This window comes from Pseudomonas sp. BC42, from assembly GCF_021560055.1.
GTDB lineage: Bacteria > Pseudomonadota > Gammaproteobacteria > Pseudomonadales > Pseudomonadaceae > Aquipseudomonas.
On record NZ_CP091067.1, the window covers coordinates 5,147,016 to 5,158,531 of the forward strand.

12 protein-coding genes are annotated in these 11,516 nt (G+C 64.1%); 4 read left to right on the plus strand and 8 right to left on the minus strand.

Annotated features, from left to right (window positions below):
- Window positions 1–72: 72 nt before the first annotated feature.
- Window positions 73–1,047 carry a cysteine synthase A gene (gene cysK, locus L1O02_RS23170; protein WP_060838043.1) on the minus strand — a complete coding sequence of 325 codons (975 nt, stop codon included), beginning with the start codon at window positions 1,045–1,047 and terminating at the stop codon, window positions 73–75.
- A gap of 127 nt (window positions 1,048–1,174) precedes the next feature.
- Here cysK and L1O02_RS23175 point away from each other — a divergent pair, with 127 nt between their 5' ends.
- From L1O02_RS23175 to L1O02_RS23185, 3 genes are all read left to right on the plus strand, one after another.
- Window positions 1,175–2,251 carry a DUF748 domain-containing protein gene (locus L1O02_RS23175; protein WP_235758781.1) on the plus strand — a complete coding sequence of 359 codons (1,077 nt, stop codon included), beginning with the start codon at window positions 1,175–1,177 and terminating at the stop codon, window positions 2,249–2,251.
- A gap of 141 nt (window positions 2,252–2,392) precedes the next feature.
- Complete coding sequence (locus L1O02_RS23180; protein ID WP_047284378.1) at window positions 2,393–3,238, plus strand: MoxR family ATPase; 846 nt, start codon at window positions 2,393–2,395, stop codon at window positions 3,236–3,238.
- A gap of 164 nt (window positions 3,239–3,402) precedes the next feature.
- Window positions 3,403–4,581, plus strand: a complete 1,179-nt coding sequence (locus L1O02_RS23185; protein ID WP_060838041.1) for a VWA domain-containing protein — start codon at window positions 3,403–3,405, stop codon at window positions 4,579–4,581.
- A gap of 113 nt (window positions 4,582–4,694) precedes the next feature.
- Here the strand turns inward: L1O02_RS23185 and L1O02_RS23190 are convergent, their stop codons facing one another.
- From L1O02_RS23190 to L1O02_RS23205, 4 genes are all read right to left on the minus strand, one after another.
- A complete protein-coding gene (locus tag L1O02_RS23190; RefSeq protein WP_060838040.1) occupies window positions 4,695–5,612 on the minus strand; it encodes a biotin-dependent carboxyltransferase family protein in 918 nt (305 codons plus the stop codon).
- Window positions 5,609–6,313: a 5-oxoprolinase subunit PxpB gene (gene pxpB / locus L1O02_RS23195; protein WP_060842758.1), complete on the minus strand. Its 705-nt coding sequence runs from the start codon at window positions 6,311–6,313 to the stop codon at window positions 5,609–5,611. Before pxpB ends, L1O02_RS23190 begins: the two co-directional genes overlap by 4 nt.
- Window positions 6,310–7,062: a 5-oxoprolinase subunit PxpA gene (locus L1O02_RS23200; protein ID WP_235758783.1), complete on the minus strand. Its 753-nt coding sequence runs from the start codon at window positions 7,060–7,062 to the stop codon at window positions 6,310–6,312. Before L1O02_RS23200 ends, pxpB begins: the two co-directional genes overlap by 4 nt.
- A 72-nt stretch (window positions 7,063–7,134) precedes the next feature.
- Complete coding sequence (locus L1O02_RS23205; protein WP_235758785.1) at window positions 7,135–8,418, minus strand: MFS transporter; 1,284 nt, start codon at window positions 8,416–8,418, stop codon at window positions 7,135–7,137.
- Window positions 8,419–8,555: 137 nt separating this feature from the next.
- On the opposite strand from L1O02_RS23205, the gene L1O02_RS23210 reads away from it, so the two are divergent.
- A complete protein-coding gene (locus tag L1O02_RS23210) occupies window positions 8,556–9,476 on the plus strand; it encodes a LysR family transcriptional regulator (protein ID WP_060838036.1) in 921 nt (306 codons plus the stop codon).
- A gap of 106 nt (window positions 9,477–9,582) precedes the next feature.
- On the opposite strand, the gene L1O02_RS23215 is transcribed toward L1O02_RS23210, so the two are convergent.
- The 3 genes from L1O02_RS23215 to L1O02_RS23225 are packed head-to-tail and all read right to left on the minus strand — an operon-like array spanning window position 9,583 to window position 11,439.
- On the minus strand, window positions 9,583–10,125 hold the full coding sequence (locus tag L1O02_RS23215; protein ID WP_060838035.1) for a DUF2937 family protein: 543 nt from the start codon (window positions 10,123–10,125) through the stop codon (window positions 9,583–9,585).
- 10 nt (window positions 10,126–10,135) lie between these two features.
- Window positions 10,136–10,912 (minus strand): class II glutamine amidotransferase, encoded by a 777-nt coding sequence (locus L1O02_RS23220; RefSeq protein ID WP_060838034.1) that lies wholly within the window; start codon window positions 10,910–10,912, stop codon window positions 10,136–10,138.
- 32 nt (window positions 10,913–10,944) lie between these two features.
- Window positions 10,945–11,439: a hypothetical protein gene (locus L1O02_RS23225; protein ID WP_060842755.1), complete on the minus strand. Its 495-nt coding sequence runs from the start codon at window positions 11,437–11,439 to the stop codon at window positions 10,945–10,947.
- Window positions 11,440–11,516 lie beyond the last annotated feature (77 nt).

Here is an 11,516-nt window from a genome sequence, read left to right on the forward strand (position 1 = left end):
ACCAGGCCCTTGCCTGATGTGGATCAGCATTCGCCGGCACGTCGGTGCCTGCCGACGAATGCCCGGGGTGCGTTACTGCTGGTTTTCCTGCTCGGTGAACAGGTCGCTGAACAGCATGCTCGACAGATAGCGCTCGCCGGAGTCCGGCAGGATCACCACGATGGTCTTGCCCTGCATTTCCGGGGTTTCCGCCAGACGCACCGCCACCGCCATTGCCGCACCGCAGGAAATCCCGCAGAGAATTCCCTCTTCCTGCATCAGGCGCAGGGCCATGGCCTTGGACTCTTCATCGGTCACCAGCTCCACCCGATCGACCATGGCCAGGTCGAGGTTCTTCGGCACGAAGCCGGCACCGATGCCCTGGATCTTGTGGGGGCTGGGCTTGATCTCTTCACCGGCAAGCTTCTGGCTGATCACCGGCGAAGTCGCCGGCTCCACCGCCACCGACAGGATAGGTTTGCCCTGGGTCTTCTTGATGTAGCGCGACACGCCGCTGATGGTGCCGCCGGTGCCGACCCCGGCCACCAGCACGTCCACGGCGCCGTCGGTGTCGTTCCAGATTTCCGGACCGGTGGTTTTCTCGTGGATCGCCGGGTTGGCCGGATTGTCGAACTGCTGCGGCATGAAGTACTTGGACGGATCGCTGGCCAGGATCTCGGCGGCCTTTTCAATCGCTCCCTTCATGCCCTTGGCCGGCTCGGTCAGCACCAGCTCCGCACCCAGGGCCTTGAGCACCTTGCGCCGCTCGATGCTCATGGACGCCGGCATGGTCAGCATCAGTTTGTAGCCACGAGCCGCTGCAACGAAGGCCAGGCCGATCCCGGTGTTGCCCGAAGTGGGCTCGACGATGGTCATCCCCGGCTTGAGCTTGCCGCTGCTTTCGGCGTCCCAGATCATGTTGGCGCCGATCCGGCACTTCACCGAGTAGCCCGGGTTGCGCCCTTCGATCTTGGCCAGGATGGTCACCCCGCGCGGGGCGATGCGGTTGATCTGCACCAAGGGCGTATTACCGATGGAATGGGCGTTGTCAGCAAAAATTCGGCTCATGGCTGGGTCCTTATGCAGCAGTGAAGAAGTTCCCAAGGGTATGCCTGGTGCCCTTGAGCGTCCAGTCGCGCCGAACGACTGCGATCGCGGGCAGTCAATGCCTGTATACGGCCGGAGACTGCTGATCATGAAAGCTCGTTATCGTTGGCCCCTGTGGACCCTGGCAAGCCTGGCGGTGGTGCTGGTGAGCCTGCACATTGCCCTGCCCTACCTGGTGCGCGATTACCTGAATGACAAGCTGGCGGACATGGGCGACTACCGCGGACGCATCAGCGACATCGACCTGGCCCTGTGGCGCGGTGCCTACCGCATCAACGGACTGGAGATCATCAAGGTCAGCGGCAAGGTGCCGGTGCCCTTCGTCAAGGCACCGCTGATCGACCTTTCGGTGAGCTGGCATTCGCTGTGGTACGACCACGCCGTGGTGGCCAAGGCGCTGTTCGTCCAGCCGGAGCTGAACTTCGTCGATGGCGGCGCCGACCAGCAGGCCTCGCAGACCGGTGCCGGCACCGACTGGCGGGCGCAGTTGGGCAAGCTGCTGCCCATCACCCTCGACGAAGTGCGGATCGAGGACGGCAAGATCCACTTTCGCAACTTCAGCTCCACGCCGCCGGTGAACATCGGTGCCACCCAGGTCAACGCCAGCTTCTACAACCTGACCAACGTGGTCGACAGCCAGGGCAAGCGCGACGCGCGCTTCGACGGCAAGGCCTCGCTGCAAGGCCAGGCCCCCATGGAAAGCACCGCCACCTTCGACCCCCTGAGCAATTTCGAGGACTTCGAATTCCGTCTGCGGGCCCGGGATATCGAACTCAAACGTTTCAACGACTTCGCCTCGGCCTACGGCAAGTTCGACTTCAATGCCGGACACGGCGACGTGGTGATCGAAGCCCAGGCCGACAAGGGCCAACTGCATGGCTATATCAAGCCGCTGCTGCGGGACGTGGAAGTCTTCAACTGGCAGCAGGACGTGGAGAACCGCAACAAGAGCATTTTCCGCTCGGTATGGGAGGCCCTGGTGGGGGCCGGCGAAACCCTGCTGAAGAACCAGCGCAAGAACCAGTTCGCCACCCGGGTCGAGCTCAGCGGCAACGTGCACCGGCAAGATATCAGCGCGTTCTCTGCGTTTTTGCAGATTTTGCGCAACGGTTTCATCCAGGCCTTCAACGCCCGCTATGAACAGCCCAAGCCCTCGACTGACTGAGTCACCCCGTGACGCTCCATTCAGAGACTGAATGGGGCGTCTACGTTCACAGTCGACCGGGCGCCGCGTTATAGTCGCGCATCGCATCAATTCAACCGACCTGCCCCGAGCAGCTCGCCGTCACCGTTCGAGGAATTGCAGATGAAGTTCGAAGGCACCAGCGCATACGTCGCCACCGATGACCTGAAGCTGGCAGTCAACGCCGCCATCACTCTGGAGCGTCCGCTGCTGGTCAAGGGCGAACCCGGCACCGGCAAGACCATGCTCGCCGAGCAACTGGCCGAATCCTTCGGCGCCAAGCTGATCACCTGGCACATCAAGTCCACCACCAAGGCCCACCAGGGTCTGTACGAGTACGACGCGGTCAGCCGCCTGCGCGACTCGCAGCTGGGGGTGGACAAGGTCCACGACATCCGCAACTACCTGAAGAAGGGCAAGCTCTGGGAAGCCTTCGAATCCGAGGAGCGGGTGATCCTCTTGATCGACGAGATCGACAAGGCCGACATCGAGTTCCCCAACGACCTGCTGCAAGAGCTCGACAAGATGGAGTTCTACGTCTACGAGATCGACGAGACCATCAAGGCCAAGCAGCGGCCGATCATCATCATTACCTCCAACAACGAGAAGGAACTGCCGGACGCCTTCCTGCGTCGCTGCTTCTTCCACTACATCGCCTTCCCCGATCGCGCCACCCTGCAGAAGATCGTCGACGTGCACTACCCGGACATCAAGAAGGACCTGGTCAGCGAAGCCCTGGACGTGTTCTTCGACGTGCGCAAGGTGCCGGGCCTGAAGAAGAAGCCCTCGACCTCGGAACTGGTGGACTGGCTCAAGCTCTTGATGGCCGACAACATCGGCGAGGCGGTGCTGCGCGAGCGCGATCCGACCAAGGCCATCCCGCCCCTGGCCGGCGCCCTGGTGAAGAACGAGCAGGACGTGCAGTTGCTGGAACGCCTGGCCTTCATGAGCCGTCGCGGTAGTCGTTAGGCTCTGCCCAGACGCTGCCTGCGCGTCGATCATGCTGCGTTAGAAACCGGTTCGGAATGCTCATTTAGCTCGCTAAACTCCGCCTCCTCAGCTGTTTCTGCCTTGCCTGATCGCCGCTCGGCGAGCTTTTGAACAGACCCCTAGATCATTAGAGAGCGATAGTCATGCTGCTCAACCTGTTCAATGAAATGCGCGCGGCCAAGGTGCCGGTGTCGGTGCGCGAACTGCTGGACCTGATCAACGCGCTCAAGCAGCGCGTGACCTTCGCCGACATGGACGAGTTCTACTACCTGGCCCGGGCGATCCTGGTGAAGGACGAACGGCATTTCGACAAGTTCGACCGGGCCTTCGGCGCCTACTTCAACGGCCTGGAAAAACTCGACGACCACCTGCAGGCGCTGATCCCCGAGGATTGGCTGCGCAAGGAATTCGAGCGTTCGCTGACGGATGAGGAACGGGCGCAGATCCAGTCCCTGGGCGGCCTGGACAAGCTCATCGAAGAGTTCAAGAAACGCCTGGAAGAACAGAAGGAACGCCACGCCGGCGGCAACAAGTGGATCGGCACCGGCGGCACCAGCCCCTTCGGCTCCGGCGGCTTCAACCCGGAAGGCATTCGCGTCGGCGACGCCGGCAAGCGCCAGGGCAAGGCGGTGAAAGTCTGGGACCAGCGCGAGTACAAGAACCTCGACGACTCGGTGGAACTGGGCACCCGCAACATCAAGGTGGCCCTGCGCCGCCTGCGCAAGTTCGCGCGCCAGGGCGCCGCGGACGAGCTGGACATCGACGGCACCATCGACCACACCGCTCGCGACGCCGGCCTGCTGAACATCCAGATGCGCCCGGAACGGCGCAACAACATCAAGCTGCTGTTGCTGTTCGACATCGGCGGCTCCATGGATGCCCACGTGAAGATCTGCGAGGAGCTGTTCTCGGCCTGCAAGACCGAGTTCAAGCACCTGGAGTACTACTACTTCCACAACTTCATCTATGAATCGGTGTGGAAGAACAACCTGCGTCGCGGCTCGGAACGCACCTCCACCCAGGACCTGCTGCACAAGTACGGTGCCGACTACAAGGTGATCTTCGTCGGCGATGCCGCCATGGCCCCCTATGAAATCACCCAGGCCGGCGGCAGCGTCGAACACTGGAACGAAGAGGCCGGTTATGTGTGGATGCAGCGCTTCATGGAGAAGTACAAGAAGCTCATCTGGATCAACCCCTACCCGAAGGACACCTGGGGCTACACCGCCTCGACCAACATCGTGCGCGAGTTGATCGAAGACCAGATGTACCCGCTGACCTTGCGTGGCCTGGAAGAAGGCATGCGTTTCCTGTCCAAGTAAGCGCGGCCTTGCGGGCCTTTTCGCAGCCTCGCCATGGCTCGACAGCAGCTACAGAGCCCCCTGTAGCCGCTTCCGCAGGCTGCGAACGGTCGCGAAGCGGCCGCCTTCAGCCACTACCCAAACCTGCGCAAGAACGCCACCTGCTGCCGATGCGCCGTTTCCTGCACCACCGGCGTCAATCGCACTTCGCCGCCCGGCAAGCACTGCGCCAGCCGCGCCAGGGATAACGGGGTCAAGGCCCCCAAGCGCGGATAGCCGCCAATGGTCTGCCGGTCGTTGAGCAGGACGATCGGCTGGCCGTCCGGCGGCACCTGGATCGCCCCCAGGGGAATGCCCTCGGAAATCATCGGCCGGCCCTGATACTGCAAGGTCGGCCCGAGCAAGCGCGCGCCCATGCGATCGGCGCGGCTGTCCAGGGTCCAGGTGCTATTGAAGGCATCGAACAGGCTCAGGCCGCTGAACTGGCCGATCTGCGCGCCGAGGATCACCTCCAGCGGTGCAGCGGATTGCCAATCCGGCAACTGCGCAGCCGTCAGGCTCTTGAGCGCCCCACCAGTGCCCGAATAGCTCAGTACCCCACCCTCGCTCAGCGCCCGGCCGTAACCGTCGAGCCCGCCAAGGGCCTCGCGCTGCACGCTGGCGCAACTGCCCAGGACCTTGGGCGCATCGAAACCACCCGGCGCCGCCAGGTAGGCCCGAGCGCCCAGGAAGGGTTGGGTAAAGCGCAGACGCTGGCCCTTTTGCAGGATGAAACTGCGCCCCGGGCTCAACGGTCGTTCATCGACATAAGCCCCAAGGTCGGCCCCGGCCAGGGCCAGCAGGCAATAGTCCTCGGCCAACAGGGTGAAGCCGCCCAGGGTGATTTCCACCACCGGCGCATCCAGGGCATTGCCCAGCAGCCAGTTGGCCCAGGACATCGACACCCAATCCAGCGCCCCGCCCTGGGTCACGCCCAAATGGCGCACGCCAAAACGCCCGGCATCCTGCAGCAGGCACAGCGGGGTGCTGGCCTCGATCATCAAGCGGCTCATGCCGGCACCTCCAGCGGCGTGTCATCGCCCCCCAGGCGCAGGAACTCGCTTCGGTCCACCGCGGCAAAGCGCACCCGGTCCCCCGGTTGCATCAGGCTGTAGCCGTCGCGCTCGCGATCGAACAGGCGGCTCGGGGTACGGCCGATCAGGTTCCAGCCCCCCGGCGATACCACCGGGTAAGCGGCGGTCTGTCGCTCGGCAATCCCCACGCTGCCCGCCGCCACCCGCTTGCGCGGGGTGTTCAGCCGCGGCGTCGCCAGCGCTTCTTCCACCAGCCCCATGAAGGCGAATCCGGGCGCGAAGCCCAGGGCAAACACTTGATATTCACGCTGGCTGTGACGCTGGATCACCTCGGCCACCGACAGCCCGCTGCGGCGGGACAACAGCGCCAGCTCCGGCCCGACACTGGGGTCGTACCACACCGGCAGCACATGCTCGCGCCCGGCCCCGGTGGTGCCGGGCGCCAGATCGGTCAAGGCGACCTCGATCCGCTGCCGGGCCTCGGCCGGACTCAGGGCCAGCAGGTCGTAATGCACCATCAGCGTGGTATAGGACGGCACCAGATCGACCAGAGACTCGCCAAAGGCCCGCCGCAGCCCTTCGGCGGCGGCCAGCATCCAGGGCATGTTGTCCTCGGCGATCACCTCGAACAGGCGCACCATCAGGCAGTCGATGGCGACGACTTCAACCTGTGGTTTCATAGGCCGGACTGCTGGTTCAGGGCCTGGCGAATGCGCTGCACCGCGGCCACCGAACTGGCGTTGTCGCCGTGCACGCACAGGGTGTCGGCCTGCAGCAGCAAGGCGCTGCCGTCGCTGGCGGTCAGGGGCTCGCCCCGGGCAATGGTCAGGGCCTGCTCGATGATGGTGGCCGAGTCGTGGTGCACCGCCCCCGGCAGTTGCCGCGACACCAGGTGCCCGGCGTTGTCGTAGGCGCGATCGGCAAAGGCCTCGAACCACAGGGTCACACCGTATTCGTCGCCCAGGGCCCGGGCCGCGCTGTTGTCGCGGGTGGCCATGAGCATCAGCGGCAGCTGCGGATCATAGGCCGCCACCGCCTGGATCACCGCCCGCAACTGGGCTGGCTTGGCCATCATGTCGTTGTACATCGCGCCATGGGGTTTGACGTAGCTGACCCGCGCGCCCTGGGCCCGGCAGATGCCGTCCAGCGCGCCGATCTGGTAGTGCAGCAGGTCGCGGATTTCCTCGGGCGAATAGCTCATGGAGCGGCGGCCGAAACCGGCCAGGTCCTGATAGGCCGGGTGCGCGCCGATGCGCACGCCATTGGCCAGGGCCAGGGCCACGGTCTTGCGCATGATGCCCGGGTCGCCGGCATGAAAGCCGCAGGCAATGTTGGCGCAGTCGATAAAGGGCATGACTTCGGCATCCAGGCCCAGGGTCCAGTTGCCAAAGCTCTCGCCGATGTCGCAATTCAATAACAGGCGGCTCATGGTCGGTGCTCCTGTGGTTCTTGTTGTGGGTCAGCTGCAGGGCTGTCGCGCAATGCCCGCGCAGATTATCAGTTAGTGCGCCTCAAGTTCCTTGCCGCGGGTTTCCGGCAGGCTCAGGGCCGCCAGCACCACCACGCCGTAGGACACCGCGGCGAACGTGCCGATGGCCACGCTCAGGGGCACGTGCTGGCTGAGCAGGCCGATCAGCAGCGGAAACAGCGCCGCCAGCGCCCGGCCGCTGTTGTAGCAGAAACCCTGGCCGGAACCGCGGATGCGGGTGGGGAACAGCTCGGTGAGAAAAGCCCCCATGCCGCTGAAGATCCCCGAAGCGAAGAAGCCCAGGGGAAAGCCCAGCCAGAGCATTACCGCGTTGCTCACCGGCATCTGCGTGTACAGCAGGACGATGGTGAAAGACCCCGCGGCAAACAGCACGAAGTTCTTCTTGCGCCCGAGAATGTCGGTCAGGTAGGCGCTGACCACGTAACCCACATAGGAGCCGGCGATCACCATGGCCAGGTAACCGCCGGTGCCCAGCACGCTGAGGCCGCGCTCGGTCTTGAGAAAGGTCGGCAGCCAGAAGGTGATGGCGTAGTAGCCGCCCTGGGCACCGGCTGCCAGCAACGACGCACGCAGGGTGGTGCTGAGGATCCCCGGGGCGAAGATCTCGTAGAACCGCGCCGGGTTGCTGGGTTTCTCACGGGCGCGGGTTTCCCGGTAGACCTCGGGATCCTTGACCAGGCGGCGGACGAAGATCACGAAGATCGCCGGCAGGATGCCCAGCAGAAACAGCCCGCGCCAGGCGTCTTCCGGCGGTAGCCAGGAGAACAGCAGCGCATAGAGGATCGCCGTCAGGCCCCAGCCCAGCGCCCAGCCGGACTGCACCATGCCCACCGCCTTGCCACGGTTCTTGGCGCGAATCACCTCGCCGATCAGCACCGCGCCGGCGGTCCATTCGCCACCGAAGCCGAAGCCCATCAGGGTCCGGGCGATCAGCAACTGCTGGTAGTTCTGGGCCAGGCCGCAGAGAAAGGTGAAAAACGCGAACCACAGCACCGTGAGTTGCAAGGTACGCACCCGACCGATGCGGTCGGAGAGAATCCCGGCGATCCAGCCTCCCAGGGCGGAGGCCAGCAAGGTGCTGGTATGGATCAGGCCAGCTTCGGCGGAGGTGATGCCCCACAGCGCGATCAGGGTCGGGATCACGAAGCTGAGCATCTGGGTGTCCATGCCATCCAGGCCATAACCGATCTTGCAGCTCCAGAAGGTGCGGCGTTCCTGCTGGTTTATATCCCGGTACCAGTCAAACGGACCGGCGCGGCGCGGGGCCTTGGCGGCCAGGGTTTCGGGCGCACTCATGGCGATCTCCAGGGTGATTTATTGGTGTTGTTCTGGGCCCAGACGACGCATATCTTGGGTTGGCGCATTCTTCGACTCGGACGCCCGACGCGTCCAACTAATAAAAACCGCCCCAAGGCATAAGAAAAGTTGATCCCATGAATCTCAAGTTTCTCGAAACCTTCGTCTGGGTGGCGCGGCTCAAGAGCTTCAGCCTCACCGCGGAAAAACTCTTCACCACCCAGGCAGCGATCTCCAGCCGCATCGCGGTGCTGGAAGGCGAACTGGGGGTCAAGCTGTTCCTGCGCGATTCCCGGGGCGTCAGCCTGACCCCGCAAGGGCTCAAGGTGCTGGAGCACGCCGAGCAGATGCTCGACACCCTGCACCTGCTGAAACAGTCCATCGAGGCGCCGTCGAGCAAGGTCGGACGGATGCGCATCGGGGTCATGGACACGGTGATCCATACCTGGCTCAGCCCCCTGGTGACGGAACTGATGGACCACTACCCGCAAGTGGAAATCGAGCTGGTGGCCGACACCTCGCTGAATCTGTGCGACCAGTTGCAAAAAGGCTTCCTCGACCTGGTGCTGCAGACCGACCTGCTGCGCCAGGAAAGCATCCGCAGCCTGGAAGTGGCCAGCCACCCGGTGGGCTGGATCGCCGCCAGCAATTCGATCTACAACCGCGACTACGCCAGCCTGGCCGAACTGGCCCAGGAGCGGATCATCACCTACTCGAAGAACTCCCTGCCCCACCAGCAGGTGCTGAGCCTGATGCAGGCCAACGGGGTACTGGCGCCACGGCTCAATTGCGTGAACTCGGTATCGGCCATCACTCGCCTGCTGCGCGACGGCTTCGGCATTGGCGCCCTGCCGCCGGTGCTGGTGCGCGAAGAGCTGGCCCGCGGCGAACTGACCCTGCTGGCCATCGACCAGCGCCCGCCCAACCTGCAGGTGGTGGTGTCGTGGCGGGTCGGCGTGGAATTGGTGGAGGACATCGTGCAGCTGTGCCAGCGCGTGGTGCAGCGCTATGGGCAGCAGGTCGGCGAGGATTACCTGGTACTGATCGCCCCGCAGTAAACATCGCCCTCCCCCCCTCGCAGGAGCTGGCTTGCCAGCGAAAGCGATCTGCAGCCAGGCGCAGGACTTGCAGGCCCCTTCGCCGGCAAGCCGGCTCCTACAGAGGTCAGAGGCCCTTGAGGTCGCGTTCCTCGATGGGACGGCTCTGGCGCAGGCGCCGGCCACCCAGGACCACCCAATCGATCAGGCGGTATAGGCACTCAAGGCCGAAGGACAGCAGCATGGCGCCGCTCATGCCCCAGATCATCGCTTCCGGGGTCAGCAGGATCTGGTAGCTGTAGCCGTCCCAGGTTTCCTTGCGGATATCCGGGTCGGGCGCCAGGGCCACTTGCAGCAGGCGGATGTACCAGGGGCCCTGCATGGCCTGGTATTGCTTGTCCAGGGCCAGCTGGCGATGCAGCAAGCCGCTCAGGCTCTCGGCATCGCTGCGAAACACCGGGTCTTCGCTGGCGCGGTAATGGGCCACCAGGGCATTCAGATCACCCTTGAAGAACTGCTGCGCGGTGCTCTGGAAGCCCCGCAGGCTGTTCTGCGACTCAATCAAGTGGGCTTCCACACGCTTGGCGTAATCGCTGATGAAACCCGGCACTTGCACACCGACCAACAGGCCGGCGGCGAACAACACCAGCCGCAGATAACTGAGCAACATAGAGATGTCCTTATTCAGTCTGGCCGTGGCTGACGCATTCACCGCGCCGCCACAGGCTCCATTGGCCCGGCTGATAGCGGGTCCAGGTTTCGTTTTCGGTCAAAGGTTCGGTGGCGATCACGGTCACTACGTCGTTGGGCGTGGTTTCCGCCTGGAAGTCGACGATCACATCGACATCCTTGAGCCGGGCCGGGCCGAACGGCGCGCGCCGGGTGATCTGCGCCAGCTTGGTGGAGCAGAAGCAGAACAGCCAGTCACCGTCACTGAGCAGCCCGTTGAACACGCCTTTGCTGCGGTATTCGCTGCAGGCCCGGATCAGGATCGGCAGCAGTTGCTCGACTTCCACCGGTTCGGGAAAGGCTTCGCGCACCCGGTTGAGCAAGTCGCAGAACGCCGCCTCGCTGTCGGTGTCCCCCACCGGGCGATAGAAGCTGGCCCGGGGCTGGAAGTCCGCCAGCTGGCCGTTATGGGCAAAGCACCAGTTGCGGCCCCAGAGCTCACGGACAAAGGGATGGGTGTTGGCCAGGCAGACCTTGCCGACGTTGGCCTGGCGAATGTGGCCGATCACCACTTCGCTCTTGATCGGGTAGCGCTGCACCAGATTGGCCACTTCCGACTCGCAGCTGGCCGCCGGGTCCTGGAACAGACGCAGGCCACGGCCTTCGTAGAAGGCGATGCCCCAACCGTCGCGGTGGGGACCGGTACGGCCACCGCGCTGCATCAGCCCGGTAAAGCTGAAGACGATATCGGTCGGTACATTGGCGCTCATGCCCAATAACTCACACATGCTCGGACTCTCGCTTGAATGCCGGGGCCAGGTTACAGACGCGGCTCGACCCGCGTATTCAGGGGAGTGCCCGCGGCAGGCCGACCATAACGGTCGTTGCCGGCACCGCCAAAGGGCTGGTCATCCTCGACTTCGGCAGCCTTGGCCGCGGCTTTCGCCGCTTCATGACGCTCGCGGCGCTCCCTGGCGGCGCGCTCGATGGGCCAGCGGATCAGCACGAACAGCAGGTACACGCCGAAGGCGATCATGCCGTACATGAACAGGTCGGATACCGCGCGCCAGGCGTTGTTGCCCACCTTGAAGGCGATGTCCAGGGCCGTGATGGCGATGGCCGGGGCAAATTTATCCTTGACCGAGTCGATGATGGTGGGGCTGAACAGCAGCACCGCCATCAGCACACGCAGCGGCTCGCGCAGCCAGCGCCACATCCAGCGGGTCAGGCGCATCCACACCAGCAGGCAGCCCAAGGCGGCGAAGGCATAGAGCCCCCAGGCGATCAGATAGTCGTTCTCGGTCATGGTGTCCATGGCAAGGCAGGCAAAGAGGCGCTTATGATAACGACTTTTGCCGTGTCAGGCTGCAACGCCGTCTGCCCAGCCCTCAT